This window comes from Thioalkalivibrio sp. ALE25 (genome assembly GCF_000377285.1).
Lineage (GTDB): Bacteria > Pseudomonadota > Gammaproteobacteria > Ectothiorhodospirales > Ectothiorhodospiraceae > Thioalkalivibrio.
In genome coordinates this window covers 72,197-98,036 of record NZ_KB897931.1, presented here as the reverse complement: position 1 = coordinate 98,036, position 25,840 = coordinate 72,197, and the positions used below count along the sequence as shown (strand labels likewise).

The following is a 25,840-nucleotide window of genomic DNA, read 5'->3' as shown; positions in this document are numbered from 1 at the left end:
AATAAAAAGCCCGAACCTCATGGTTCGGGCTTTTTTGTATGCAAACGTTCGCTTGAAACCCTCGAGTTGACGAGCACGTCCATGTGCTCGCCTGGCGTTCGAAACTAGAATTCGAACTGTGCTCGGGCAGCCAGCACGTGGTTGCCGTTCGCCACGCCACCGCGGCCCTCGTAGTCGAAGTACATGTAGTTCAGCTTGAACACCATGTCCTGGTTCGGGTACCAGTTCAGACCAAGGGTGTAGTGGTCCATCTTGTTGCCGCGCCCCACACGGGTGTGTTCCAGCGAGTCGGCATGGGCGTAGCGAGCCGCGATCTCCCACGCACCCGTGCCTCCGTTACCAAAGGCGGAATTCGGGCGTACGGCGCCAAAATCGCCGCTGAAGGCGCGATAATTGCGTTGTTCCCCGGTCAGGAAGTAGCTCGCCTGGACATAGTAGCCGTCCAGCGTGAGGCTGCTTTTGTCCGTGGCGTTACTTCCATGGGCATCCAGGACTTGTTCACGGTCGAGATCCAGGTCCACTCGCAGATACTCACCCTGCAGAGAAAAGGGCCCTTTGCCCCAAGCGGCTTCGAGAGCATATCGGCTGTATGAGTCCACACCCTCGAGGTCATTGCGGCCAATCAGCCGGACGTCGATGGCTCGAGCGCCTTCACGCGAGCGCAGGCGAACATCTTCGAGCGTGCCCTCGTCCGTCGCGTTGACCCGGTGGTTGAAGGACGCACCCAGGTGGGTGAACGTATCTTCGGACATATACGGGGCGAACGATGCACGGGTTGCCAGGCTGTACCCTTCTTCAACATCCCGGTCGCGATCCGTGCCGTCCCCGCCAAAGACACCCGCTGCAAAATACCAATCCGGTACCAGCGTCTCGTACATCAGGCCGATCTGTCGGCTGGGGCGATAGGCGTCTACGGGCGTGGCACGTTCCATGAAGGTCAGGCGCCGCGAGCTGGTCGAGCTTTCCAGCGAGAAAGGCTCCTTGAAGTTGCCGACTGCAAGTCGCCCGCTGTCAAAGAGCCGAGCGACGTAGGCGTTTGCAAAGCGGACTTCGCTGTCCCGGAAGTCGACCTCCAGCTGCCATTCCCAAAGGTTGTCATAGACGCCGATGGCGCCCAGTCGGGCGCGCCGCAGGAACGTTCCATACTCGGGAATCGGATCGGCCTCATTGGCGGCTTCGGAAAGATTGTCGTCCCAGTTGGCGGCCGCAGCGTCCACCATCAGTCGTCCGCGCAGCCCGAATCGGTTCTTGCCGTCCTGGCTTTCGACACGGAATTTGCGTGCCTGGATGCGGTCATCGACGGTTTGCAATGGAAGGGTCGGTTCGTACTCCAGTCCCTGATAGCGATCCTCGGCCTTAATCTGGTCGGCGACGGCTTCGGATTCCCGGGCTTCCGCCTCGCGGAGGTCGCGGACATCCTGTTCGGTGAGCACGCCGCGCTCGATCAATTTGTCGATCAGGGCCGATGTGGAGCTCTCGGCATGGGCCGGTGCAGCCAGAATGCCACCACTGATCAGGGCGGCCAGGAGTACGGGAGTCTTGAATGGTTTCATGGTCTTTTCCTGTGAATGTATGCGTATGCACACCCGGCATGAGTCCCGCGAACCGGGTGTGATGGGTACACGCCTTGAGGCGTGATCAGGTGGGAGCGCGGGGGCGGCTCCGAATCTGGAACACGACCAGGACGATCGAGCTCAAGGCGATGGTGATGCTGGCCATGGCCATCGCGACGGCGAGGTCGCCCTGCTCGAACTGGTTGAAGATGAAGGTGGCGGAGGTGTCTACGCCCGGAGGAAGCAGCAAGATGGAGGCCACGAGCTCGCGCATGGTGACGATGAATGTGGTCAGCCAGGCGGCCAGCAGCACAGGCTTGAGCTGAGGCAGAACGACCTGGAAGAACACGCGCCAGCGGCTGGCGCCGAGGATCGAAGCCGCATGTTCAAGCGCCGGATCCATCGACTGCAGGCGGCTGTTGGCGTAGTTCAGGGCGTCGGTGATGTAGATCACCACATAGGCCAGCAGCAGCATCCACACCGTGTTGTAGGGGGAGACGGGCACCCAGAATGCGTTCCAGGCGAGGATCAGGCCGACTGCCAGAACAATCTTGGGGATGACGCGTGGCAGGGTTGCCAGGCCCTCCAGCGCATGGCGCAGCCAGCCATGCGTTCGCGAGATTACATAGGCGATCCACGCGCCGAGAAAGATGCTGATGGTCGCGGCGGCGAAGGCCAGCCACAGGCTGGTGAACAACGCCTCCGACCCCCGCGAACCCGGTATCAGGATGGCGCGGTAATGGTCGAGGGTCAGGCTGGGGAGTGCGCCTTGCCACTGGTCCGCGATGCTGGTGACCAGCATGGCGAAGTAGGGCAGCAGCGTGGACAGAGCGAACAGCCCCGCAAACCAGGCCACTCCGATGATGCGCGCCCCGGGCCCCAGCTGGAATTGATGCGGGGTTTCGGGTTCGTAACGGCCGCCGCCCATGAAGCTGGCCAGCAGGCGCGACCCGTACAGCGCGATCAGGGCGACCAGGCACAGGAGGGAAGACAGGGCGGTGGCCAGCGCGAGGTCGAGCGGCCAGCTGGTCACCAGGTAGAAGATTTCGGCGGGCAACAGCGGCAGGTTGGCGCGTGTGCCCAGGACCGCGGGAACACCAAAATTCGACAGCGCCTCGAGGAACACCAGCAGACCGGAGTCGAACAGCGCTGGCAGCATCAGCGGGATGATGATGGCGCGCAGGGTCTGGCCCCAGCTGGCACCCAGCTGTGCCGCGGCGGTTTCCAGGCGACGCGGTATGGAGGCCAGCGCGGCCTCGGTGGCCAGTGCGACGTAGCCAAAGGAGGCCAGCGCCATGACGAGCGTGACGCCCCAGAACGAAAAGAACCAGGCGCGCAGCGCCTCGGGCATCGGTCCCAGTAGCTGGTCGAAGAACCCGCCGTCCTGCATCACCAGGATGTAGGACAGCGCCGCGATGTAGGGCGGGGTCATGATCGGAACCAGCAGCGAAAGCCGGGCCCACAGTTTCCCGGGCAGATTGGTCCGTGCGAGCAGGTAGCCGCAGGGCACCCCGAGGATCCAGCTGACAACAGTGGTAGCGCCCGCCCAGGCAAACGAGTTCCACAACATGGAGCCGATGCCCTCGGTTTCGCCGATCCGGCGATAGGCATCGAGAAAGCCCTCGAAGCGCCCTCCCATGATTTCGGGGAAGATGCTGGTCAGGAACAACAGCGCCAGGGGATAGCCCGCTCCCAGCAGCAAGAGGGCCGCGACCAGCAGCACCGGGAGCCGGGTGCTGGCCCACGACAGGACGAAAGGGCGCGTGGCCGCGGATGCCGCGGTGATCATGGGGCCGGGCTCCGCACCGCCCGCGGGATCTCCGCGCGTTCAACCCGGAGCTGAAACTGGCGCAGCAGTCGGTTCTGAGCCGCGAGTGCCTGGCTCCGGTCCAGCGCCAGGATCGGAGGCATGCCTTCGTAGGCTGCCTGCCGTTCCGGACTGTTCCCGATACCCTCCCGGGCCGGGATCAGGTGCTGTTCGGCCACCGCCTCCTGGGCGAATTCGGAGAAGTAAAAGTCGACAAATGCCTCGGCCAGTCCGGGCGCGTGCGCCTCGTCGAGGATCACGATCGGCCGCCGAACCATGGCCGCGCCACTGGTCGGGTAGCGCATCTCGACTTCGGGATTGCGGACCTGTTGGCGCAGGACAAGGTAGTCCACCACGCCCAGGATCGCGTCGTATGCGCCGGTCACGAGCCCGCCGATGGCCTGGCTGTTGGCCGCCGCGAAGTCGAGTCCATCCGTCCGGGCGTCGACGAACGCGGGCCACAGCTCGTCTCCCTGGACCTGGGCGAAATTCACCAGGAAGTCGCCGGTGGCTCCCGATCGTGACGGCGACGGCATGACTGTCCGTTCGGCATGAGGTGCCCGCATCAGATCCGGCCAGTCGATCGATACCGCATCGCCCAGCGGGCGATCCTTGCGTACGGCGACGCCCACAAGCGCGGCGGCCGTCGCATGGAAATAGCCGTCCGGGTCGTGCCAGTCGGCGTCAGTTTGCTCGACCCCAGCGGGTCGGTAGGGCCTCAGGCGTCCGTCTCGCTTCAGGGCCTCGGCCGCGAGTTCCGAGGCGAAAATCACCACATCCGCGCGGTTGCGATAGCGTTCCGCCTCCAGTTTCGCCATGACCTGTCCGGTGGTGGCGGCGAAGAGTTCGACGCGGACGTCGTGGCGGGCTTCGAACGCCTCCACGATGTGTTCGATCAGGGGCCGGGGCCCCGCGGAATAGACCACCAGCGTGTCGTCATTCGAGGATGGGCCCGCGCACCCGGTCAGACTCGGGAGCGCGACCGCCAGACCGGCGAGCAAGACGAGGCTGCGGATGTCCATCAGCTGCGAACGACGTGGGCGCGCTGGAGGTCCAGGCCGATGCCGACGCTTTCGCCGCAGGCGAGTGCCGAACGGTGAAAGGCCCGCAGACGCATGCCCTGGTCCAGATCCAGGAGGATCTCGTGGCGGTCCCCGAGAAAGCGCGAGTGGCGTACGGAACCCGGCAGCACCCCATTGGGGCGCGCATCCGGAGGGGGTGCCTTGCCAGGCGACAGATCAATATCCTCCCGGCGCACCACAAGGTGCCCATTGGCGGGCAGCCCGTTGGTGGCCGCCAGGCGCAAGGCATTGTCGAGGACGATCTCGTCACCCCGACGCTCGAATGCCAGGATGTTCGCGCTGCCGATGAACTCGGCGACGAAGCGATTGCTGGGGCTCTGGTAGATGGCCTCGGGGGTACTGTTCTGTGCGATGCGGCCATCCGCCATCAGGGCGATGCGGTCGCCGAGTGCGAACGCCTCACCCTGATCGTGGGTGACATACACGACGGTCTGTCCGGTGTCGCGGATGAGCAGTGCGATCTCGGACTTGAGTTCTTCTTTCAGACGGGCATCGAGTGCCGAAAGAGGTTCGTCCATCAACAGCAGGCGCGGACGGACGACCAGCGCGCGGGCGATCGCCACCCGCTGCTGCTGGCCGCCCGATAATGTGGATATGGCCCGGTCCGCAAACTCGGCAATCTGGAGGCGTTCGAGAATCTCCATGACCTGTCGGCGCCGCTGCGAGGATGTGGTCCCCCGCAGTTTCAGGCCGAAGCCCACGTTCTGTTCCACATTCATGTGCGGCCACAGACTGTGATTCTGAAAGACCATCGCCAGCCCGCGCGTCTGCATCGGCTGGTGAATAGAGCGCGCTGGGTCATCCATGACCGTCCCCGCGATCGAGAGGGTCCCGCCATCGGCCGCCAGCGACCCCGCGACCAGATTCAGGAGTGTGGTCTTGCCGCAGCCGGAGGGCCCGAGCAGGACCTGGCATTCGCCGGGATGAACCTGAAGGTCGATGGAATCAAGGGCGGTATGCGACCCGAAGGTCTTGCGAAGTTGCCGACACTCAAGCAGCGGGTCGCTGTTGGGCGTTTGCATGACACATGCCTTGGGGAAAGAGCGAGCGCTCAGACTAGGGCAGTATCGTTACAGCGGTATCGAGGTTTTGTTGCGCGCGAATGAAGCTTTCGTTGCATTGCCCGCGAGTGTGGAACCGGAACCGGTTCAGGCGAGGCGGGGGTCGCGCTGGCGGGGTTCGTCCGGGTGCGGGCGGGGGATGATGCAGTGGTTGATGCGCAGGAGTTCGCGCTCGGCCCAGGACTCTATCTGGGGATCCGTCGCATACCGTGCATGATCCAGCAGGGTCTGGCGCTCGATATTGGGGTTGCCCTGTTCGTGGGCGATACGGCGGGCGCGCTCGAGTTCGTGCCAGCCTTCTTCGTCGCGTCCCTGGCTCTGGTCGAGCAGGGCCACGGCGCGCAGGCGCCGGATCGGCGCTTCGAACGCGAGGTCGCCCCGCTTGCGGCAGCCGGCCAGGGCGACGTCGGCGACGCTCAGGCGCTGGTCGGCCGCGGTGCCGCTGGCCTGCAGGGCGTCCAGCAGGATGTACTGGAAGATGGTGTTGACCCCGTCCATGATGTGACGCATGGCCTCCACCTGCTGCTCGATGGCCTGACAGGCGTCGGCTTGTCCCTGGCGGGCGAGGGCCCAGCTCTCGAGGGTGATGCCGGCGGCGCGCCACAGCGGGTAGTCGTAATCGCGCGCGATGGCGAGCGTTCGGCGTGCCGCCGGCAGGGTGGAGTCCGGATCCCCGCTGTAGAAGCCGAGCACGGCGCGGAAGGCCTGCACGAAGGCCTCGGTGGGCCGATGGCCGAGTGCGTCCGCCTGCTCGCAGGCGGTGTCCATCTCGGCCCAGGCGCGCGCGTGGTTCCCCAGGTGGAGCAGCGTCCAGGCCATGAAGCCGCGCGCGCTGATGGCCGGGTTCTCGGTGTGCCGGGCTACCAGGGCGGCGTGGTCTTCCTCGCGATAGAGCTCCACCGCCCGGGTCTGATGTTCCAGGGCCTCGGCGAAGCGACCGGTCCAGAAGTGGGTGTTGCCCTGTACGTAATGGGCGGCGATCCGCAGCAGGCGGTCGCCGGATCGCTCGGCGAGCTGTTCCATCTCCCCGGCGAGACGGTGGGCCTCGGTGAAGCCATGCCAGGAGCCGGCGCCGTGCCACAAACCCCACAGCACGCGGAAGTACTGCACCGGATCCTGCTCCGGCGCGGTCAGGTGCATGGCCCGTTCGAAGATGTCATTGACCGTGCGTGAGCCATAGCCCAGCAGGGCCAGATTGGACGCGCCGAGCCCGCCGAGGGCGCGCAGCGTGTTGTGTTCCAAATCCGTCGGCTCATGTTCCTTGTGAGCTGCCGGATGGCGCTCCAGGCAGGCCAGGGCATCCTCGAAGTAGTGCGAGGCCTCGGGCAGGAGGCCGCGCGCGAACGCCGCCTCGCCGGCATGCAGCCAGGCGCTGGCCGCCTCGGGGTAGCGAGCGGCATGGTAGAGGTGGCTGGCGATGCGGCCCCAGTCCGCGGTCTGCATGCCGTTCTCGCCGTCTTCCTGCATCAGGTCGGCCAGCTGGCCGTGCAGGCGCGTGCGTTCACTCAGCAGCATCGACTCGTAGGCCGCCTGACGGAACAGGGCGTGGCGGAAGCGATAGCGCACGCCATCCACCATGCCGGCGGGTTCGATGAATCCCTTTCCGGTCAGCCGGGTCAGCTGCCGCCGGATGGTGTCGGCGGGTTGACCACGCAGTCGGCTGAGGATGCGGGTATCGAAGTCGCGGCCGATGACTGCGGCCGAGTGGGCCAGTTCCCGGGCGCTGCCCAGCTGTTCCAGGCGTGCGACCAGCAGGTTGGAGAGACCGGGTGGCAGGGTGTCCGGGAGCTGACCGCTGCGGGCAGCCTCCAGGGCATACCGCGTGAGTTCCTCGAGGAACAGCGGCACGCCTTCGCCGCGTTCGACCAGCTGGTCGCGCAGGCCGCTGGCCAGGCGGCCGTGGGGGTCCAGGCGATCGACCAGGTCGCGGGCGGCGGCATCGTCCAGGCCGTGCAGGCGGATGTGCTGCAGCGAGAGATCGCGCCAGGAGGAGCGGAAGCTCATGCGCGCGGTCAGGATGGCCATCAGGGGCTGGTGCTGCAGGCGCTGGTACAGCCGGCGCAGGAACTCCGCCGTGCCCGAGTCCATCCAGTGGAGATCGTCGCAGATCAGGAGGGTCGGACCGTGGGCGGCGCGCCGCTGCACCAGTTCGACCAGGGTGTCGATGATGCGGTCGCGGTCCAGCCCTTCGTGGGCGAGGCTTTCGGGACCGTCGGCGTCCGGATGGGTGAGCCAGTGGGCCAGGCGTGGCGCAAGCTCCGGGGCGACCCCGGCATGCTTGAGGGCGCCGGCGAGTCGGCGCTTCCGGGCATCGCGCAGGGTGTCGTGTCCCATCCAGGTGGCGAAGGCCTGGCGTACCGGGGCCAGGAGCTGGCGGGCGCGGTCTTCGCGGCACTTGAGCAGGTAGCGTGAGCGGGCCTGGCCGCGGACCTGGAGATCGAGCCCGCGGGCCAGGCGGCTCTTGCCCAGACCGGCCTCGCCCTGAACCAGCACGAAGCGGACCTCGTCGCGGTCGAGCACCTGATCCCAGTGGCTACGCAGTGCCTGCAGTTCCGGGCTGCGGCCGGTCAGCGGCGTCAGGCCACGCAGGGTCTGGGCATCCACGCGGTCCAGCGGACCGGGATCGCCGGTGACGCGGTAGGCGCCCGTGCCGTCCTCCGCCTCGCGGAAGCTGAAGTAGCCGGACACGCGGGCATGGGTGGGTGCGCTGACGCGCAGGGTGCCGGGGTCGGCGCGCTGGGCGCACTCGTGTACGCGGGCGGTGAGCTGGCCGGCGGGGTCGGGCAGATCCGGGTCGGCGCCGGTGACGATCAGGTCGGTATCCACGGCGAGGCGCAGTTGGCAGTCACCGGGGGCGCTCTCCAGCGCCTGCCAGGCGGCATGCACGGCGTCTACCGTCGCCTCTTCGCGTCCGGCGGGATAGCCGAAATAGGCGAGCAGGCCATGGCCGGGCGAGGGCACGACATGGCCGTGGTGGCTCAACAGGACGAAGTCGACATGCTCCAGCGTGCGGTTGACCTGTTGCTGCTGGATCTCGATGTCGGCGTCGGCATCGGGCTGTACATGGCAGGCCACGACCGTGACCCGACGGCGTTCGGGGCGCAGGGTGGCGGGCTCGGCATCCTCGGGGCTGGCGTGCTGATGGCTGGCCTCGGCGCGTTCGGCGCCCAGGATTTCCTCGCGCGTGCGCGCCAGCAGTTCGCCCGGGGGCTTGCCGGCCTCGGCCTCCAGGTGGGCATAGTGCTCGAGCGCGCGCTTGGGGTGGCCGCTGGCCGCCAGGGCCTTCATCAGGAGGTGGTGCAGGGTCTCGTCGTGGGGCTCCATGGCCAGCAGGCGGTGGAGCTCGGCCAGCAGGGGTTCGCCCTCGTTGGGCTTGGCGAGTTCGGGGAGATTGTGGCCGATGAAGACCAGAAGATTCTGCCAGTGATGGTCGCGCTGGGACTGGGCCCAGGCGGATAGTTCCGGCAGGTCCTGCAGGGCGCGCAGGCCCTCGAGGAAGTGTCCGCGGTACTCGCACACAATGGCCAGGTCCGGCGGGGGTGCCGTGGTCTCCCGCCCCTCGGTCGTGCGGCGCTCGGAGCGCGCACGCTGCAGGGTGAGGAAGTCGATGCGCGAGTCCGCTTGCGGCTGGAAGCGCACATAGCGGGGCGTCGTGTCGAGCAGGGGCGGGTCGCCGGCGGGTAGCTGGCGACGCAGCTGGAACAGGCCCTGGCGCAGGTTGACCCGGGCGCTGTCGGCGTCCAGGTCGGGCCAGAACAGGCGGGCCAGTTCCTCGCGCGGGATACGCCGCGGGCTCTCGGCCGCCACATAGGTGAGGAGCAGGCCGAGTTTCGTCCCGGAGAGAGCGGGTATGTCACGGTCCTCCACGCGCACGCCGACGGTGCCGAAGGTCGTGATTTCCATATGCGCCAAGCAGGTCTCCCGTCTTCTTCGTCAGCGGCCGTTTGTGGCCTTCCGCGATCCGGTCAGGGCGTTCGTGTACCGGGCCGCCGCCGCATTTGCGGTGCAGGGGCGGGCCCCATCTCCGTCCGGGTTGATTGTACCGGCATTCCGCGGCCGGGGTCAGTCAATGCGGATGGTTGCATAGCCCTGGTTTTCGTAGCCCATGATCGAGAGGAACGTGTTGCCGACCAGGTGAATCCCGGGCAGCAGGTCGTCCTGTTCGAGGTCGAAGCGCCGCGTGGCAATGCTGCAGGCCTCCATGTGGATGCCGTCCAGTTCCAGCAGGCCCTCCAGCCGTTCGTGGATATGGCGCACGGCGGAGACGTCCTCGATATCGAGGTGGTCGGTAGAGCGGGCGATCAGCCCCGCCGCGCCGCCCCGGAAGGCAAACACCATCTCCGGCTCCAGGCCCTGGCGCTGCATGTCGTCGTAGGTCTCGCGGATCACGCTCAGGCGGGCGATCAGCCGGTCGGGTTCGCCGATGGTGATGTCCCAGAGGATGCGCCCGGTGTCCATGCCGGCAATGGCACGCTGATCGCCGGGTTTGTCGGCGAGTGCCAGGCCGGGGAGCAGCAGGGCACCAAGCAGGAAAGATGCAAGTAAGCGGTGCATGGCAGTCGTCCCTTTTGGCGGAGGTCCTGTTACGAGAGTAGCAGTCCCGCGCGCGCTGCGTGCAGCGATGTCGGGTCGACGCCGGGGGAGCGGCCGCGCCCGGAGTCGGGCGCGGCCGTCGGCAGTGGTTCAGTGCCCGTGGTGGCCGTTGTGCAGATATTCCACCGCTTCGAGGGTCTGGACCTGGATCTCGCGTACCGGGATGAAGCGCGAGGCGCCCGGGCTGACGACCTCCTCGGTTACGCGGATACGGTAGGGAGCCTCGTGGTTCAGCAGCTGGCCGATGAAGCGCTTGCCCTCGTGGGTGACGCGTACCGGGGTGGTGTCGTCGTAGCGGCTGAAGTTGTAGCTCACGTCCTTGGGGTACTGCAGGTTCTGTTCGGAGAAGCTCATGGTAGGGGCCTGTTTCGATCAGTGGTCTTTGATGGCCTGGAAGGCCTCGAGTGCGGCCTGGCGGCTGGCTTTCAGGTCCACGATGGGGGCCGGATAGCCGCGTGCGCCGCCGGCGCCGGGCGCGTGAATATACCGCGTTTCGACGTCCTTGAGTACGGGGACGAAGCGGCGCACGAAGGCGCCGTCGGGGTCGTGGCGTTCGCCCTGGGTTTGCGGGTTGAACACGCGAAAGTAGGGCGCGGCATCGGCGCCGCAGCCTCCGGCCCACTGCCAGCCCAGGGTGTTGGCGGCGAGGTCGGCATCCACCAGGGTGTCCCAGAACCAGTGCGCGCCATGCTGCCAGTGCAGGCGCAGGTTCTTGGTCAGGAAGGAGCCGACCACCATGCGCAGGCGGTTGTGCATCCAGCCGGTCTCCCACAACTGGTGCATGGCGGCATCGACGATCGGGAGCCCAGTGCGGCCCTGCTGCCAGGCGCGCAGGTCCGCCGCGTCCTCGCGCCAGGGGAAGGCCTCGAAGCGCGGGTTCAGCGGTCGTTCCGGGGTGTGCGGGAAGTGATAGAGCACGTGATGGGCGAAGTCGCGCCAGCCGAGCTCGCGCACGAAGGCCTCGGGTCCTCCGTGGTCCGGATGCAGGCCGGTTTGGCGCAGGGCGCGCAGGATCTGGCGCGGGGAGAGCTCGCCGAAGTGCAGATGCGGTGACAGGCGCGAGGTACCGTCATGGTCCGGGCGGTCGCGTTCGCTGGCGTAGGCGTGCAGCGCGCCGTCGAGGAATTGCGTCAGCCGCTGGTGGGCCGCGTCCTCCCCGGGCGTCCAGGCGGCGCGCAGGCCCCCGGCCCAGTCGATCTCGGGCAGGAGTCCGAGGTCTTCCGGGCGCAGGCTGGCGGGCCAGGCATCGGGGGGCGGCAGGTCGTTGGGCGCGGGCAGCGGGTCGCGATCAATGCCGCGGTGCAGGCAGGCCTTCCAGAATGGGGTGAAGACCTTGTAGGGCCGGCCCTGGCCGGTTTCGACCTCCCAGGGCTCGACCAGCAGGTGGGCATTGAAGCTGTGGACTTCGAGGCCATCGGCGCGCAGGCCGGCCTTGATCTCCGGGTCGCGCAGGACCCGGGCGGGCTCGTACAGGCGGTTCCAGTAGACGGCAGTGGCACCGGTCTCGCGTACCAGGGTCCGCACGGTGTCAAGGGCGGGGCCGGCGCGCAGGATCAGGCGCGAACCGTTCTTGCAAAGGTCCTGGTCCAGGGCCTGCAGGCTGTGGTGCATCCACCAGCGGGATGCGGCCCCCGGTTGCCAGGGCGCCTCGTCCTCCGGGGCATGGATGAACACCGGGATGACCGGCCCGCCGCGCTCGCTGGCGGCGTGCAGGGCAGGCTGGTCGGCCAGGCGCAGGTCGCGGCGCAGCCAGACGAGGGTGGGGCCGGGGCGCGGCATCAGATACGGTCTCCCTGCGCGAGTGTGTCGCGGATGTGGCGGGCCTGGGCGCGGATGGCCTCCAGGCGTTCGGGGTCCATCTTCTCGAGGTGCTTCCACTGCAGCGCGGTGCGCGGGTGGCGGGCGAACCGCTCGCGGTGACGGTCGAGGAAGTCCCAGTAAAGCGTGGTGAACGGACAGGCCTTCGCGCCGAGGGCCTCGGCCGGGTCGAACGGGCAGTGCCGGCAGTAGTTGCTCATGCGCTGAATGTAGCGGCCGGTGGCGACGTACGGCTTGGAGGCCATGCGGCCGCCGTCGGCATACTGCGACATGCCGACCACGTTGGGGAGTTCCACCCACTCCACGGCATCGACGTAGATACCCAGATACCAGGCATGGATCTCGGCCGGGCGCATGCCCAGGAGCTGGGCGAACAGCCCGGTGACCATTAGTCGCTGGATATGGTGCGCATAACCGCGTTTCAGGGTCTGGCCCACGGCCTGGTGCAGGCACTGCATGGAGGTGTCGGCGTCCCAGTAGAGGGCCGGCAGCGGCTGCTCCGCCTCCAGGGCGTTCCATTCGTGCCAGGCCTCGCCAAAGTGGAAGTACAGCCCGCGCACGTATTCGCGCCAGCCGAGGATCTGCCGGATGAACCCCTCGACCGCGGGGAGCGGCGCATGGCCGTCGCGCCAGGCCTGTTCCGCCGCGTCGATCACCGAGCGCGGATGGATCAGGTGCAGGTTGAGCGCGGCGGACAGGCGGGCGTGATAGAGCCACGGCTGGTCGGTCCACATCGCGTCCTGATAGGTGCCGAACAGGGGCAGGCGGTGCTGGATGAAGTCGGCCAGGGCCTGTTGTGCCTGTTCCGGGGTGACCGGCCAGTCGAACGCATCCGTCTGGCCCGCCAGTTCCGGCAGATACCGGGCGACGGCATCCCGGCATTCGCGCGTGATCTTGTCGGGTTCGAAGGCGACGGGGGGCGGCAGCAGGCCGGGCCCGTCCCGGCCGAAATGTCCGCGGTTGTCGGCGTCAAAGTTCCACTGTCCGCCGGCGGGTTCGTCGCCATTCATCAGGATGCCCAGGGCGGCTCGCTGCTGGCGGTAGAAGTACTCCATGCGCAGCTGCTTGCGCGTCCCGGCCCATTGCTCGAAGGTCGTCTGCGATACCAGGAAGCAGGGATCCTCGCGGACCTCCAGTGGCACGCCCCGGGTGCGGCAGGTGGCCTCAAGCTGACGGCATACACGATGTTCCCCCGGCTGGAGGACGATCACCCGGGTCGGCTGGAGCCGTTCCAGGTCGGTGTCCAGGGCCTCGCCCAGGGTTGGCTCGGGGTGCTCCCCGAGATGGCGATAGTGAACGCTCAGGCCTGCCTTGCGGAGCTGCCGGGCGAAGTGGCGCATCGCCGACAGGAACAGGGTGGTGCGGGCCGCATGCGAGAGGACGTGGCGGGATTCGTGGGCCACCTCGGCCATCCACACGGCATCCCGGTCGGGGTCCAGCTCCTGCAGAACCGGGTGGTCGGGGGCGAGCTGGTCGCCGAGCACAACCAGGAGGGTGCGCACGGACGCGGCGGTGGTGGCCACTGAGCCGGGAGGCGCGCGCGGCGGCTACTGGGGCAGGTGCCGGGAGAGTCGTGCGGCGGCCTCCAGCGGCGGTCCGGGCAGAACCTCCACCGTGCGGCCGTGCTTGACCTTGGAAAGCTCCAGCGCGGCCGAGCCGGCAAGGTAGCAGGGCGGTCCGGCTTGGTTGAGGATGGCCTCCACCCGGGGCAGTTCGGGGCTGCGCATCAACTGCGAGGAACCATGGATGATCAGCGCCGGGGCACGCAGACGGCGCATCAGCGTCTCCAGACCCTCGGGGCTGGTGGCGTCGAACAGGGGCAGGGTCTTCAGGCCGTGGCGGGCGCAGGCAAGCTGCAGCAGCAGTCCGCCGACCTGCTGGTGCCCGCCGCCCAGGACCAGACAGGGGTAGGACGGGTCGTCGCAGGCGCGCGTGGCCGAGCGCAGCTGGTCCGCGAATGCGGCCGTGGCCCAGGCGGCGAACACCGCCAGGCGGACCTCGCCCTCGGCATTGTGACGGGATTCCTCGCGCAGGCGGCGGTACACCTCGAGGAAGGCGCTTTCGTGCACGCCATTCCAGCCGTGGCGCATGACCAGCCGGGCGTAGACGCGATCCAGCTCCCCTGCATCCAGATCCGTGACCGAGTCGTACAGTGCCTCGGCGACCGGATCCATGGTGTGGGGTGCGATCCCGGGGCCGGGGCTGTCGCGATGCCGGGGCTTTGTGGTGGTGTCCGGGGCGTCTTCGGTCGCGTCCGGATCCGGGCGGGGGGTGGCGGCTGCGGGTTCGTCGTCCAGAACCCGGTGGACCTGGGAGACCGGGATGCCCTGGTCCAGCAATTCCATGATCCGCTTGATGCGGGCGATATCGCCGGGGCTGTAGAGCCGATGGCCCTTGGGCGTGCGCATGGGACGAATGAGCCCGTAGCGACGCTCCCAGGCGCGCAGCGTCACGTCGTTAATGCCCGTCTCCGCGCACACGTGCCGGATCGGGTACAGGCCTTCTTCGTCTTGAAGTTCGATGTGCGTTGCGCTCGCCATGAATAAATTGTACGACATTTATACAGCGCATGTACAAGTGCCGGATCCCGGATGCGATCCGCGGAGACCATTGGGCTGCAGGGATGAACCTTTCCGGTCTTCGCGTCCCAAAGGGTAGCAACCTTTTCTAGATGCTGCTGGAGGGTCACATGTTTGCAACGCCGGAAAATCGCCGGGCCGGTCTGGTTGTTTCGCTGCTGGTCGTAGCCCTCGCGATGCCCGGCGTGGCGCAGGCCAACCCCGAGATGGCCGACAGCATCTCGCCCTACCTCCGGCTGCACACGGACGACCCCGTCCAGTGGCGGGCCTGGGATCCGGCCCTGCTGGAACAGGCCAGGGAGGAGCGGCGGCCGCTGTTGATCTCCAGCGGTTACTACTCCTGCTTCTACTGCCATGTCATGCAGGAAGAGAGCTTCCAGGACGAGGGCATTGCCGAGCGGCTGAACGAGAATTTCATCCCGGTGAAGGTCGATCGCGAGGTCGACGGGGCGCTGGACAGCTACCTGCTGGAGTTTCAGCGCGCCACCGCCGGGAGCGCGGGCTGGCCGCTCAACGTGGTGGTTACGCCCCAGGGGCATGCCCTGACCGGCGTGGTCTATGCCCCGCGCGATCAGTTCGCCGAGTTCCTCGACGGCATTACCGAACGCCTGGAGGCGGACTACGACCGGCTGGTCGATCTGGCGCGGCGCGGCAGTGACGAGCTGACCCAGCAACTGCGTGCGGGCGAGGAGCCCCTGTCGGAAAGCCGTGCCGGCCGCCTGCCGCAGGTGTTGTGGAGTCGCCTGGAGCGCGAGGCCGACGACCTGCAGGGCGGGTTCGGCAGCTCCACCAAGTTCCCGCATTCGCCGTATCTGCACGCGATGCTGGAGGCCGTGCAGGCGGGCACCGCGCCTGGCTGGGTCGGCGAGTTCCTGGAAATCACGCTCGACGAGATGGCCCACTCCGGTCTGCGCGACGTGCTGGGGGGAGGTTTCTTCCGCTATTCCGAGTCGCCGGACTGGAACGAGCCCCACTTCGAGGTGATGCTGGAGGATCAGGCCCAGCTCGCGCTTTTGTATCTACGGGCCGGTGAGCATTTCGGTCGCGAAGACTGGATCGAGCTGGGGCTGGAGAACCTCGACTTCGTCAAGCGCGACATGGCCCTGCGCGAGGACGAGACCGGCGAGCAGGCAGATACCGCCGAGGGTGGTTTCCGCGGGTTCGCCTCCAGCCTGTCGGCGGTCGACGAGGAAGGGCGTGAGGGGGGTGCCTACCTGTGGCCCGAGGCGGATCTGGAGTCCGCGCTGGCGGACCATGACTACCCGGACCTGGTGCGCGCTTGGTTCGGCATGGAGGGGAGTTCCGTGTTCGATCTCGGCTACCTGCCCCGGCGCGGCGCGGGGGTCGAGGCCCTGGTGGAGCGCTTTGACCTGGACGAGGCGGAGGTTCGCGAGCAGGTGAACGCCGGGCGCGAGATGCTGATCCGGGCGCGCGAGGCGCGCGGCCTGCCGCGGGACGAGAAGGTCCTGACCGGGGCGCATGGCCTGCTGCTCTCCGCCCTTGCGGAGGGGGCGCAGCATGACGAGCGCTTCCGCGAGGCGGGTGCGGCGGTGCACGGCTGGCTGCTGGAGGTCGCTTCCGATCCCGACCAATTGCCCACGCTGATGGGGCTGCCCGCGGATCAGGCCGGGACGGCCACGCTGAATGATTACGCCTTTGTCGCGCGCGGCCTGCGGGACTGGAAGGCCGCCACGGGCGAGGGCGAGCAGGGGCCGGCGCTGGCATTGCTGGAGGCGGCCTGGGAACGCTTCCGCGATGACGACGGCTTCCGCTCGGAGCCGGAGCCGCCGCTGCCGGGGATGATCTCGCAGCGCTTCCATCCGGCGGTGCACCGGCCGTCGCCGACGACCCTGATCTTCCGTCTCAGCGCGGAGTGGCGTGATGCCAGCGAGGCGGTGGATGCGGCGTTCGCGGAATACGACCTGCGCCCGGGGCGCGCCATCGAGTCCGACCCGCACCACCACGCCCGCCTGATCCTCTGGCTGCAGCAGCGCGATCGCTGAAGGGCTGTATTACCACAGAGCGCACAGAGGACACGGAGAAGGTCAAGGGCGGTTAACAGGAAGAAGGGAAGGCTGGAAGGAACGATTTCTGGTGGCGATTTGCCCGTTTCCGGGGTCATTCATCCAAACTAAATTCCTTCCGATCTTCTAACCTTCCTGTTAGTCGCATCTGACCTTCTTCGTGCCTTCGTGTGCTTCGTGGTGACCCAACAGGCCCTTCAGGCGTCGGAGCGGGCGGAGGCTTCCTTTTCGGCCTTGTGCAGGCGCTGGAGCATCGCCTTGAGGACCTTGGGGTTGCCGGCGACGACGTCGCCGCGGCGCATCACGTCCGGGTTGCCCTGCCAGTCGCTGACCACGCCGCCGGCTTCCTGCACCAGCAGCAGGCCCGCGGCCATGTCCCAGGGCTGGAGGCCCATCTCCCAGAAGCCGTCGAAGCGCCCGCAGGCGACCCAGGCCAGATCCAGCGCGGCCGAGCCCGGGCGGCGCACGCCGGCCGTGCCCGGGATCAGGTGGCGCAGGCTGCTGAGGTAGCGCTCCAGGTCCTGGCCCTCGCGAAACGGGATGCCGGTACCCAGAAGCGCGCCGTTGAGGTCCTTGCGCTCGGAGACCCGGATGCGGCGGCTGTTGAGGAAGGCACCGGCACCTCGGGTGGCGGTAAAGAGCTCTTCCTTCAGCGGGTCGTAGACCACCGCCTGTTCCAGCCGTCCCTTGTGCTTCAGCGCGATGGAGATGCCGTACTGCGGGATCTCGCGCAGGTAGTTGGTGGTGCCGTCCAGCGGGTCGATGATCCAGACGAAATCGGCATCGGCACCGCTTTGCTCGCCGCCTTCCTCGGCCATGATCGCGTGATCGGGGTAGGCGCGGCGCAGGGTCTGCACGATCGCCTGTTCCGCCGAGAGGTCGACGTCCGAAACCCAGTCGTTGCGGGCCTTCTCGCGGGTATTCATGCGATCCGGCCGGCCCCAGGCGCGGGTGGTGATGCGTCCGGCCTCGCGGGCCGCCGATACCGCCGTGTTCAGCATGGGGTGCATGGGGGTCTCCTGGTGTTCTGCGGGGTGTCCGGCGGGCGCCTGTGGCGCGCCGCGGGAAGGCCGCGAACAATACACAAGCGGCTCTTTCTTGGGAAGTCGTGACCGTGCGCGTGTACAATCCCGCACCGTTCAATACAGGGCCCCGGGAATGGAAGAACGCCTCGGTCGGGTGCGGGTCGTGCTGGTGGGCACGACGCACCCGGGCAACATCGGTTCCGCCGCACGTGCGATGAAGGCCATGGGGGTGACCGACCTCGTGCTGGTAGCGCCGGAGCGGTTCCCGCATGCCGACGCGACGGCGCTGGCCTCGGGCGCGGACGATCTGCTGGCGGGTGCGCGCGTGGTCGAGGATCTCGCCGCCGCGATCCGCGACTGTGTCTGGGTGGTGGGGACCAGCGCCCGTCTGCGCACCCACTCGGTGCCGGTCCTGGGCCCCGATGTCGCGGCCGGGCAGGCGCTGGGAAACGCCGCCGAGGGGCCGGTGGCCCTGGTCTTTGGCCGCGAGCACAGCGGTCTGACCAACGCCGAACTCGATCATTGCAATGCCTTTGTGCAGATACCCACCGTCCCCGATTTCAGCTCCCTGAATCTGGCCGGCAGCGTTCAGGTTATGACCTACGCGCTGCGCATGGCGGCGCTGAATGGCGAAGCACCCGCCGTGTCCGGAGCCGAGCCGACCGGGGTGGAGCGGGACCCGCCCGCGACCCAGGCGGAGATGGAGGGGCTGTTCCGGCATTTCGAGCAGGCCCTGACCACCATCGATGTGCTCGATCCGGACAACCCGCGCCACCTGATGCGCCGCCTGCGCCACCTGTATCTGCGGGCCGGCCTGAGCGCCAGCGAGGTGCGCATGCTGCGCGGTATATTGACGCACACGGAAAGGGGCCGCTGAGGGCGCGCGCGGGGCGCGTGATACCTTAGTGCAAGACTCAGGAATGAGGCCGGCCGATGTTTGACAGGATGCGCGAGGACATTCGCTGCGTGTTTGACCGCGACCCGGCGGCACGCAACGCCTTCGAGGTGCTGACCGCGTACCCCGGGCTGCATGCCCTGTGGTATCACCGCCTCGCGCACTGGCTGTGGACGCATCGCCTGCGCTGGCTGGGCCGGGTGGTCGGCAACTTCAGCCGCTGGCTCACCGGCATCGAGATCCATCCCGGTGCGACCATTGGCCGGCGCTTCTTCATCGACCACGGCATGGGCGTGGTGATCGGCGAGACCGCCGAGGTGGGCGACGACTGCACGATCTATCACCAGGTCACCCTGGGCGGCACGACCTGGGAGGGGGGCAAGCGCCACCCGACGCTCGGCAACGAGGTGGTCATCGGGGCGGGTGCCAAGCTGTTGGGCCCGATCCACGTTGGCGACCATGCGCGCATCGGCTCCAACGCGGTGGTCCTGAAGGACGTGCCGGCCGATGCGACCGCGGTCGGCATCCCGGCCCGGGTCATCGGGCCACGGCCCGAGCCCGATCCGCGATTCCAGCAGATGGCCGACCGCATGGGCTTCGATGCCTACGGCCTGTCGCGCGACATGCCCGACCCGGTGGCCAACGCGATCCACCGTATCGTGCAGCGGGTGCACGACCTGGACGAACGCATGGAGCGGGCCTGCCAGGCGCTCAAGCGCGCCGGGATCGACCCGGGCGAGGCCCTGGGCGAAGACGATTCCGGCCCGCTGGAGGCCTGCGATCTGGAGGGCCTGGAGCCGGACGAATGCGAGGTCCCGGGAGCTGCCACGAGCGAACAAGAACGTAAACAGCAGGGGAATACTTGATCGTTTTTGTCAGGTATTGCTAAGCTTGCCGGCAAATGACCGACAAGTGCACTCAACCATGAAACTGACGACCAAAGGCCGCTACGCCGTGACCGCCATGCTGGATGTGGCGATGCACACCCGCAACGGGCCGGTATCCCTGGCCGAGGTGGCGCGCCGGCAGAAGCTCTCATTGTCCTATCTGGAGCAGCTCTTTTCCAGGCTGCGCCGCAAGGGGCTGGTGAACAGCAGCCGCGGTCCGGGCGGAGGCTATGCCCTGAGCCGGGATCCGGAGGGCATCAGCGTCGCCGATATCGTGGTGGCGGTGGACGAGCCGGTGGACGTGACCCGCTGCGGTGGCAAGGCCAATTGCAATTCCGATTCGCGCTGCCTGACGCACGACCTGTGGACCGATCTGAGCCAGCAGGTCTACGACTTTCTCAGTACCCGCTCGCTGGCGGATGTGCTGCAGCGCCACCGCGAACAAATGGAAAAAGACGGTGTGCAGGAGGTCGTGATGCACGGCGCCTCCCTGCAGGCCTCGACCGACAAAAGCCATGCGGCCGCCGAGGCGGCCGCGGAGAGGAGCTAACGCCCCATGAGTGACCTGAAACTGCCGATCTATCTCGACTATTCCTCCACCACGCCGGTCGACGAGCGCGTGGCGGAAAAGATGGCGGGCTGCCTGACCAAGGACGGGCTGTTCGGGAACCCGGCCTCGCGCAGCCACAGTTTTGGCTGGAACGCGGAGAAGGCGGTCGAGAACGCCCGGGGCCAGGTGGCCCAGCTGGTGGGCGCCGATCCGAAGGAGATCATCTGGACCTCCGGTGCGACCGAGGCCGACAACCTGGCGATCAAGGGCGCGGCGCACTTCTACCAGCGCAAGGGCAAGCACATCATCACGGTGAAGACCGAGCACAAGGCTGTGCTGGACACCACGCGCCAGCTCGAGCGCGAAGGCTTCGAGGTCACCTACCTGGGCGTGAAGGAAAACGGCCTGGTCGACATGCAGGAGCTGGAAGACGCGATGCGTGACGACACCATCGTGGTCTCGGTGATGCACGTGAACAACGAGATCGGAGTCATCCAGGACATCGAGGCGATCGGCAACCTGTGCCGCGAGCGCGGGATCGTGTTCCATGTGGACGCCGCGCAGTCCACCGGCAAGGTCGCCATCGATCTGTCGAAGCTGCCGGTAGACCTGATGAGCTTCTCCGCGCACAAGACCTACGGTCCGAAGGGCATCGGTGCGCTGTTCGTGCGGCGCAAGCCGCGGGTGCGTATCGAGGCCCAGATGCACGGCGGTGGCCACGAGCGCGGCATGCGCTCCGGCACGCTGGCGCCGCACCAGATCGTCGGCATGGGCGAGGCGTTCGCGATCGCCGGTGCCGAGATGGGTCCCGAGCTGGAGCGCGTGCGCATGCTGCGCGACCGCCTCTGGGCCGGTCTCGACGGCATGGAAGAGGTCTACCTGAACGGTGACCAGGAACAGCGTGTCGCGCACAACCTGAACGTGTCGTTCAACTTCGTGGAGGGCGAAAGCCTGATCATGGCGCTGCGCGACATCGCGGTGTCCTCCGGCTCGGCCTGCACCTCGGCCAGCCTGGAGCCGTCCTACGTGCTGCGCGCACTGGGCCGCGACGACGAGCTGGCACACAGCTCGATCCGCTTCTCCATCGGTCGCTACACCACCGTGGAGGAGATCGACCATACGGTCGAGATCGTGCGCGCCGCGGTCGCCAAGCTGCGCGAGCTCTCCCCGCTGTGGGAGATGTACCAGGACGGCATCGATCTGAGCACCGTCGAGTGGGCGGCCCACTAGGGGCCCGCTCGACACCACTAACGCAACGCGTACACACGCAACAGGAGAACGGTCATGGCGTACAGTGACAAGGTTCTGGACCACTATGAAAATCCGCGCAACGTCGGCAGCTTCGACAAGAACGACGACACGGTCGGCACCGGCATGGTCGGCGCCCCGGCCTGCGGCGACGTGATGAAGCTGCAGATCAAGGTCAACGACGAGGGCATCATCGAGGACGCCAAGTTCAAGACCTACGGCTGCGGCTCGGCGATCGCCTCCAGCTCGCTGCTCACCGAATGGGTGCGTGGCAAGACCCTGGAAGAGGCGAGCCAGATCAAGAACACCCAGATCGCCGAAGAGCTGGCCCTGCCGCCGGTGAAGATCCACTGCTCCGTGCTGGCCGAGGACGCCATCAAGGCGGCGGTGTCGAACTACCAGGAGCGCCACGGCCAGGCCGCGGAAGCCGAGAAGAAATCTGCCTGAGGGCTCTATGGCGATTACAGTGACCGAACCCGCGGCCGAACGCATCCACAACTTCCTCGAGAAGCGGGGTAAGGGTGTGGGCGTTCGGCTGGGCGTCAGGACGACCGGCTGCTCCGGCATGGCCTACGTGGTGGAGTTCGCCGACGATATCGAGGAGACCGACACGGTCTTCGAGGATCGTGGCGTCAAGATGGTCGTGAACCCGAAGTCCCTCGTGTACCTGGACGGCACCGAGCTGGACTTCGGCAAGGAAGGCCTGAACGAGGGGTTCAAGTTCAACAACCCGAACGAGAAGGCCCGGTGCGGCTGCGGTGAAAGCTTCAGCATCTGACTGAGCCTCGCACGCGGGGTGGTGCATGGCGGTTGCCCGGGGATACGTCCCCGGTGGCTGTCGTACCACCCCTTTTCTTTTGCAAGCCCGTCGCAAGGGACGCAATGAACGACCCATTCGAGCAGTTTGACCTGCCGGTGGCCTTCGAGGTCGACCGGCAACAGCTGGACGAGCGCTTTCGTCGCCTGCAGGCGGAACTGCACCCGGACCGCTTCGTGCGCCAGGGTGACCAGGCGCGCCGCATGGCGGCGGCGGTGGCGGCCGACGTGAACGAGGCCTACGCGATCCTGGGCGACGACTACCGCCGGGCGGTGCACCTGCTGGAGCGGACCGGGGTGGCCTTTGACCCCGAACGCGATACCAGTCAGGACATCGAGTTCATCCAGGCGCAGATCGAATGGCGTGAACGCCTGGAGGAGACCGCGGCGAGCGGGGATGCGGCCGGACTGGAAGCGGTCGCGACCGAGCTGGCGCAGGCCCGCGCCGAGGCGCGGGCGAAGGTCGCGGATGCCCTGAAAGACCCGGAAGCACCCGCGCCGGATGCCAAGGACCGGGTGCTGGAGCTGCGCTTCTTCGATCGCCTGCTGGAAGAAACGAAACGAACCCGACAGAACCTGGCGCGCGGCAAGTAGCACCCGCCGCGCCCGTGTGAAGGAGCCGAATACCCGATGGCGTTATTGCAGATCACCGAACCCGGAGCCGAGTCCGCGCCGCACCAGCGCCATCTCGCGGCCGGGATCGACCTTGGCACGACCCACTCGCTGGTCGCGACCGTGCGCAGCGGCGAGGCGGACACACTGCCCGACGAACAGGGTCGGCATATCCTGCCGTCGGTGGTGCACTATGCCGCGGATGCGGTGAGCGTGGGGCATGCGGCTGCCGAGCACGCCGCGGATGACCCGCACAACACCATCGCCTCGGTCAAAAGGCTCATCGGGCGCGGCGCGGCGGACGTCGCCACGCTGTCCGGCGAGCTGCCGTTCCGGCTGAAGACCGGCGAGTCCAGCGTGCCGCGCATCGAGACCGCCGCGGGCGACAAGACGGCGGTGGAGGTGTCCGCGGAGATCCTGCATACCCTGCGCCAGCGGGCCGAGGAGACCTTGGGCGACGAACTCGAAGGCGTGGTGATCACCGTGCCCGCGTACTTCGACGATGCCCAGCGCCAGGCCACGCGGGACGCCGCACAGCTGGCCGGCCTGAATGTCTTCCGCCTGATCAGCGAGCCGACCGCGGCGGCGGTCGCCTACGGACTGGACCAGGGCGAAGAGAACACCATTGCCGTCTATGACCTGGGCGGCGGTACCTTCGATATCTCCATCCTGCAGCTGCGCCGCGGGGTGTTCGAGGTGCTGGCGACCGGCGGTGATTCCGCCCTGGGCGGCGACGATATCGACCGCGCCATCGCCGACTGGCTGCTGAACCAGGCCGGCATGGCCGGCGAGACCGATCCGCAGCGCCTGCGCCGCGTGCTGCTGGCCGCCCGCCAGGCCAAGGAGGCCCTGACCGATGCCGCGCGTACCCCGGTCGAGGTCAGGCGCGCCGACGGCTCCACCTGGTCCGGCGAGCTGGATCGCGACACCCTGGTGGAGCTGGCGCGGCCGTTGCTGGAGCGCACCATGGCCGCCTGCCGGCAGGTGCTGGAGGATGCCGGGCTGGAGCCCGGCGCCATCGACGAGGTGGTGCTGGTGGGTGGTTCCACCCGCATGCCGGCAGTGCGCGAGGCGGTGGAGGGCTTCTTCGGCCGCACCCCGCACGCCGGCATCGACCCGGACCGCGTGGTCGCGATCGGGGCCGCGCAACAGGCGGACATCCTCGCCGGCAACAAGCCGGATACCGAACTGGTGCTGCTGGACGTGATCCCGCTGTCGCTGGGGCTGGAGACGATGGGCGGGCTGGTCGAGTTCATCGTCCCGCGCAACACCACCATCCCGGTCACGCGGGCGCAGGAGTTCACCACCTTCAAGGACGGCCAGACCGCGATGTCGCTGCACGTGGTGCAGGGCGAACGCGATGTGGTCGATGCCAACCGCTCGCTCGCCCGGTTCACATTGTCGGGCATCCCGCCGATGGTCGCGGGCGCTGCGCGCATTCGCGTGACCTTCCAGGTGGACGCCGACGGCCTGCTGAACGTAACGGCACGCGAGCAGACCCAGGGTGTGGAGGCGCATATCGAGGTCAAGCCGAGCTACGGCCTGACCGATTCCGAGATCGAGCAGATGCTGCGCGATTCCGCCTCCTCCGCGCGCGAGGACATGGAGGCGCGGCGCTTGCGCGAGGAACAGGTCGAGGCCGACCGCGTGCTCGAGGCGCTGGACGCCGCGCTGGAGACGGACGGTGACCGCTACCTCGAGGCCGCGGAACGCCAGACCATCGAGCAGGCGCGCGACGCCCTGCGCGCCGAACGCGAGAAGGGGGCCGACCCCGACGCCATCGAGGCGGCGCGCAAGCGCGTGGAGCAGGCCTCCGAGGCCTTTGTCGCGCGGCGCATGAATGACAGCATCCGGCGCGCGCTCGCCGGACACAACGTTAGCGAATACGACGCAGGGAACTGACACCATGCCCCAGGTAATCTTTCTGCCCCACGAGGAAATCTGCCCGGAGGGGGCCTCCATCGAGGCCGAGCCGGGCATCAGCATCTGCGATCTCGCCCTGAAAAACGGGATCGAGATCGAACACGCCTGCGAGAAGTCCTGTGCCTGCACGACCTGCCACGTCTACGTGCGCGAGGGGCTGGACAGTCTGGAGGAGGCCACCGAGGACGAAGAGGACATGCTCGACAAGGCCTGGGGCCTGGAGCCGGACTCGCGGCTGTCCTGCCAGGCGATCGTCGCGGACACGGACCTCGTGGTGGAACTGCCGAAGTACACCATCAATCAGGTCTCCGAGAACCACTGAGCGAGGGAAAGGCGATGAAGTGGACCGATACCCAGGAAATCGCGATGCAGCTGGCCGACGAACACCCGGACGTCGACCCGCGCAACATCAACTTCGTGGACCTGCGCCAGTGGGTGATGAACCTGCCGGACTTCGACGATGACCCCAACCGCTCCGGCGAGCGCATCCTCGAGGCGATCCAGGCCGCCTGGATGGACGAGGCCGACGTCGACGACTGAAGACCCAAGCCTGGTTTCGTATCAGCGCCCTGAAGGTCAAGAGCGGTTCACAGGAAGGTTTGAAGATTGGAAGAATTCAACGGTGCTTCGCCCCGGCAAGAGCCACCCGATCGCCACACATAATGATTCCTTCCAGTCTTCCCATCTTCCTGTGAGTCGCTTTTGACCTTCGGTACGACGCTGGCGGTGCACTAAGGTCTTGGCGCGGTCGATTGCCGTGGGCGTGGGAGGTCGCTAGACTACGCGCCGCACGTTGTGTCCGCGTTGATTTTGCGTTGGGAACCCGCTGTTCAGCGGGTTCTCTCGTTTTCAGGGCGGGCCCGGCGACCGATCTTCAAACCCAGTAGCAGGAGAGCCGCCCCATGGCCGTTGAACGCACCCTTTCCATCATCAAGCCCGACGCCGTTGCCAAGAACGCGATCGGCGACATCATCGGCCGCTTCGAGAAGGCCGGCCTGAAGGTCGTTGGCGCGCGCATGATGCACCTGAGCCGCGAACAGGCCGAAGGCTTCTACGACGTGCACAAGGAACGCCCGTTCTTCAACGATCTGGTTGAGTTCATGATCTCCGGCCCGGTGCTGGTTCAGGTCCTCGAAGGCGAGGACGCCATCGCCAAGAACCGCGACATCATGGGCGCGACCAACCCGAAGGAAGCGGCCCCGGGCACCATCCGCGCCGATTTCGCCGTCTCCATCGACGAGAACGCCGTGCACGGCTCCGATGCCCCGGAGACCGCCGAGCGCGAGATCGCCTTCTTCTTCGGTGACGACGGCGTCTGCCCGCGCACCCGCTAAGACGGTCCGCACCGCATGTGCTGCGGGGCCCGG

At 67.4% G+C, this 25,840-nt stretch carries 23 protein-coding genes; 12 read left to right on the top strand and 11 right to left on the bottom strand.

What is annotated here, in order from left to right:
- Nucleotides 1-104: 104 nt before the first annotated feature.
- From C996_RS0107520 to C996_RS0107475, 10 genes are all read right to left on the bottom strand, one after another.
- Nucleotides 105-1,553, bottom strand: coding sequence for an OprO/OprP family phosphate-selective porin (locus C996_RS0107520; protein WP_018866841.1), 1,449 nt, complete (start codon nucleotides 1,551-1,553; stop codon nucleotides 105-107).
- A gap of 85 nt (nucleotides 1,554-1,638) precedes the next feature.
- Nucleotides 1,639-3,342, bottom strand: coding sequence for an iron ABC transporter permease (locus tag C996_RS0107515; protein WP_018866840.1), 1,704 nt, complete (start codon nucleotides 3,340-3,342; stop codon nucleotides 1,639-1,641).
- Complete coding sequence (locus C996_RS0107510; RefSeq protein ID WP_026279238.1) at nucleotides 3,339-4,382, bottom strand: extracellular solute-binding protein; 1,044 nt, start codon at nucleotides 4,380-4,382, stop codon at nucleotides 3,339-3,341. Before C996_RS0107510 ends, C996_RS0107515 begins: the two co-directional genes overlap by 4 nt.
- A complete protein-coding gene (locus C996_RS0107505; RefSeq protein WP_018866839.1) occupies nucleotides 4,382-5,464 on the bottom strand; it encodes an ABC transporter ATP-binding protein in 1,083 nt (360 codons plus the stop codon). The genes C996_RS0107510 and C996_RS0107505 overlap by 1 nt, the downstream gene beginning before the upstream one ends.
- Before the next feature lie 126 nt (nucleotides 5,465-5,590).
- The gene (locus C996_RS0107500) at nucleotides 5,591-9,406 is read right to left on the bottom strand and encodes an AAA family ATPase (RefSeq protein WP_018866838.1); all 3,816 of its coding nucleotides are present in this window, start codon (nucleotides 9,404-9,406) and stop codon (nucleotides 5,591-5,593) included.
- Between the two features lie 159 nt (nucleotides 9,407-9,565).
- A complete protein-coding gene (locus C996_RS0107495; protein WP_018866837.1) occupies nucleotides 9,566-10,057 on the bottom strand; it encodes a hypothetical protein in 492 nt (163 codons plus the stop codon).
- 129 nt (nucleotides 10,058-10,186) lie between these two features.
- Nucleotides 10,187-10,450 (bottom strand): hypothetical protein, encoded by a 264-nt coding sequence (locus tag C996_RS0107490; RefSeq protein ID WP_018866836.1) that lies wholly within the window; start codon nucleotides 10,448-10,450, stop codon nucleotides 10,187-10,189.
- A gap of 18 nt (nucleotides 10,451-10,468) precedes the next feature.
- Nucleotides 10,469-11,875 (bottom strand): deoxyribodipyrimidine photo-lyase, encoded by a 1,407-nt coding sequence (locus tag C996_RS0107485; protein WP_018866835.1) that lies wholly within the window; start codon nucleotides 11,873-11,875, stop codon nucleotides 10,469-10,471.
- Nucleotides 11,875-13,437 carry a cryptochrome/photolyase family protein gene (locus C996_RS0107480; RefSeq protein ID WP_018866834.1) on the bottom strand — a complete coding sequence of 521 codons (1,563 nt, stop codon included), beginning with the start codon at nucleotides 13,435-13,437 and terminating at the stop codon, nucleotides 11,875-11,877. Before C996_RS0107480 ends, C996_RS0107485 begins: the two co-directional genes overlap by 1 nt.
- Before the next feature lie 24 nt (nucleotides 13,438-13,461).
- Entirely contained in the window at nucleotides 13,462-14,472 is a 1,011-nt protein-coding gene (locus tag C996_RS0107475) for a MerR family transcriptional regulator (protein ID WP_018866833.1), read from the bottom strand.
- A 113-nt stretch (nucleotides 14,473-14,585) separates the two neighbouring features.
- Here C996_RS0107475 and C996_RS0107470 point away from each other — a divergent pair, with 113 nt between their 5' ends.
- Entirely contained in the window at nucleotides 14,586-16,496 is a 1,911-nt protein-coding gene (locus C996_RS0107470; RefSeq protein WP_018866832.1) for a thioredoxin domain-containing protein, read from the top strand.
- Nucleotides 16,497-16,714: 218 nt separating this feature from the next.
- Here the strand turns inward: C996_RS0107470 and C996_RS0107465 are convergent, their stop codons facing one another.
- On the bottom strand, nucleotides 16,715-17,527 hold the full coding sequence (locus tag C996_RS0107465; RefSeq protein ID WP_018866831.1) for an inositol monophosphatase family protein: 813 nt from the start codon (nucleotides 17,525-17,527) through the stop codon (nucleotides 16,715-16,717).
- A gap of 148 nt (nucleotides 17,528-17,675) precedes the next feature.
- On the opposite strand from C996_RS0107465, the gene C996_RS0107460 reads away from it, so the two are divergent.
- The 11 genes from C996_RS0107460 to ndk all read left to right on the top strand — a co-directional run bounded on the left by C996_RS0107460 (nucleotide 17,676) and on the right by ndk (nucleotide 25,807).
- Complete coding sequence (locus C996_RS0107460) at nucleotides 17,676-18,419, top strand: RNA methyltransferase (protein ID WP_018866830.1); 744 nt, start codon at nucleotides 17,676-17,678, stop codon at nucleotides 18,417-18,419.
- Between the two features lie 56 nt (nucleotides 18,420-18,475).
- Nucleotides 18,476-19,303 (top strand): serine O-acetyltransferase, encoded by an 828-nt coding sequence (gene cysE, locus C996_RS0107455; RefSeq protein ID WP_196799349.1) that lies wholly within the window; start codon nucleotides 18,476-18,478, stop codon nucleotides 19,301-19,303.
- 58 nt (nucleotides 19,304-19,361) lie between these two features.
- Complete coding sequence (locus tag C996_RS0107450) at nucleotides 19,362-19,874, top strand: Rrf2 family transcriptional regulator (protein ID WP_018866828.1); 513 nt, start codon at nucleotides 19,362-19,364, stop codon at nucleotides 19,872-19,874.
- Nucleotides 19,875-19,880: 6 nt separating this feature from the next.
- Nucleotides 19,881-21,104, top strand: a complete 1,224-nt coding sequence (locus C996_RS0107445) for an IscS subfamily cysteine desulfurase (RefSeq protein WP_018866827.1) — start codon at nucleotides 19,881-19,883, stop codon at nucleotides 21,102-21,104.
- Nucleotides 21,105-21,158: 54 nt separating this feature from the next.
- A complete protein-coding gene (gene iscU, locus C996_RS0107440; RefSeq protein ID WP_018866826.1) occupies nucleotides 21,159-21,569 on the top strand; it encodes a Fe-S cluster assembly scaffold IscU in 411 nt (136 codons plus the stop codon).
- Between the two features lie 7 nt (nucleotides 21,570-21,576).
- Complete coding sequence (gene iscA / locus C996_RS0107435; protein ID WP_017942410.1) at nucleotides 21,577-21,900, top strand: iron-sulfur cluster assembly protein IscA; 324 nt, start codon at nucleotides 21,577-21,579, stop codon at nucleotides 21,898-21,900.
- 104 nt (nucleotides 21,901-22,004) lie between these two features.
- Complete coding sequence (hscB, locus tag C996_RS0107430) at nucleotides 22,005-22,532, top strand: Fe-S protein assembly co-chaperone HscB (protein WP_018866825.1); 528 nt, start codon at nucleotides 22,005-22,007, stop codon at nucleotides 22,530-22,532.
- 36 nt (nucleotides 22,533-22,568) lie between these two features.
- Nucleotides 22,569-24,452, top strand: a complete 1,884-nt coding sequence (gene hscA / locus C996_RS0107425) for a Fe-S protein assembly chaperone HscA (RefSeq protein ID WP_019592974.1) — start codon at nucleotides 22,569-22,571, stop codon at nucleotides 24,450-24,452.
- Between the two features lie 4 nt (nucleotides 24,453-24,456).
- Complete coding sequence (gene fdx, locus C996_RS0107420; RefSeq protein WP_018866823.1) at nucleotides 24,457-24,795, top strand: ISC system 2Fe-2S type ferredoxin; 339 nt, start codon at nucleotides 24,457-24,459, stop codon at nucleotides 24,793-24,795.
- 14 nt (nucleotides 24,796-24,809) lie between these two features.
- Entirely contained in the window at nucleotides 24,810-25,013 is a 204-nt protein-coding gene (iscX, locus tag C996_RS0107415) for a Fe-S cluster assembly protein IscX (protein WP_018866822.1), read from the top strand.
- 362 nt (nucleotides 25,014-25,375) lie between these two features.
- Nucleotides 25,376-25,807 (top strand): nucleoside-diphosphate kinase, encoded by a 432-nt coding sequence (gene ndk, locus C996_RS0107410; RefSeq protein WP_017942415.1) that lies wholly within the window; start codon nucleotides 25,376-25,378, stop codon nucleotides 25,805-25,807.
- Nucleotides 25,808-25,840 lie beyond the last annotated feature (33 nt).

Bases quoted from the DNA above. Each gene is read 5' to 3' on its own strand.
- iscA (WP_017942410.1), top strand. From the start codon at position 21,577: ATGGCGATTACAGTGACCGAACCCGCGGCCGAACGCATCCACAACTTC.
- hscB (WP_018866825.1), top strand. From the start codon at position 22,005: ATGAACGACCCATTCGAGCAGTTTGACCTGCCGGTGGCCTTCGAGGTC.
- C996_RS0107515 (WP_018866840.1), bottom strand. From the start codon at position 3,342: ATGATCACCGCGGCATCCGCGGCCACGCGCCCTTTCGTCCTGTCGTGG.
- iscX (WP_018866822.1), top strand. From the start codon at position 24,810: ATGAAGTGGACCGATACCCAGGAAATCGCGATGCAGCTGGCCGACGAA.
- C996_RS0107460 (WP_018866830.1), top strand. From the start codon at position 17,676: ATGGAAGAACGCCTCGGTCGGGTGCGGGTCGTGCTGGTGGGCACGACG.
- cysE (WP_196799349.1), top strand. From the start codon at position 18,476: ATGTTTGACAGGATGCGCGAGGACATTCGCTGCGTGTTTGACCGCGAC.
- C996_RS0107475 (WP_018866833.1), bottom strand. From the start codon at position 14,472: ATGTCGTACAATTTATTCATGGCGAGCGCAACGCACATCGAACTTCAA.
- fdx (WP_018866823.1), top strand. From the start codon at position 24,457: ATGCCCCAGGTAATCTTTCTGCCCCACGAGGAAATCTGCCCGGAGGGG.
- C996_RS0107450 (WP_018866828.1), top strand. From the start codon at position 19,362: ATGAAACTGACGACCAAAGGCCGCTACGCCGTGACCGCCATGCTGGAT.
- iscU (WP_018866826.1), top strand. From the start codon at position 21,159: ATGGCGTACAGTGACAAGGTTCTGGACCACTATGAAAATCCGCGCAAC.
- C996_RS0107495 (WP_018866837.1), bottom strand. From the start codon at position 10,057: ATGCACCGCTTACTTGCATCTTTCCTGCTTGGTGCCCTGCTGCTCCCC.
- C996_RS0107445 (WP_018866827.1), top strand. From the start codon at position 19,881: ATGAGTGACCTGAAACTGCCGATCTATCTCGACTATTCCTCCACCACG.
- C996_RS0107510 (WP_026279238.1), bottom strand. From the start codon at position 4,382: ATGGACATCCGCAGCCTCGTCTTGCTCGCCGGTCTGGCGGTCGCGCTC.
- C996_RS0107500 (WP_018866838.1), bottom strand. From the start codon at position 9,406: ATGGAAATCACGACCTTCGGCACCGTCGGCGTGCGCGTGGAGGACCGT.
- C996_RS0107470 (WP_018866832.1), top strand. From the start codon at position 14,586: ATGCTGCTGGAGGGTCACATGTTTGCAACGCCGGAAAATCGCCGGGCC.
- hscA (WP_019592974.1), top strand. From the start codon at position 22,569: ATGGCGTTATTGCAGATCACCGAACCCGGAGCCGAGTCCGCGCCGCAC.
- C996_RS0107490 (WP_018866836.1), bottom strand. From the start codon at position 10,450: ATGAGCTTCTCCGAACAGAACCTGCAGTACCCCAAGGACGTGAGCTAC.
- C996_RS0107465 (WP_018866831.1), bottom strand. From the start codon at position 17,527: ATGCACCCCATGCTGAACACGGCGGTATCGGCGGCCCGCGAGGCCGGA.
- C996_RS0107505 (WP_018866839.1), bottom strand. From the start codon at position 5,464: ATGCAAACGCCCAACAGCGACCCGCTGCTTGAGTGTCGGCAACTTCGC.
- C996_RS0107485 (WP_018866835.1), bottom strand. From the start codon at position 11,875: ATGCCGCGCCCCGGCCCCACCCTCGTCTGGCTGCGCCGCGACCTGCGC.
- C996_RS0107520 (WP_018866841.1), bottom strand. From the start codon at position 1,553: ATGAAACCATTCAAGACTCCCGTACTCCTGGCCGCCCTGATCAGTGGT.
- ndk (WP_017942415.1), top strand. From the start codon at position 25,376: ATGGCCGTTGAACGCACCCTTTCCATCATCAAGCCCGACGCCGTTGCC.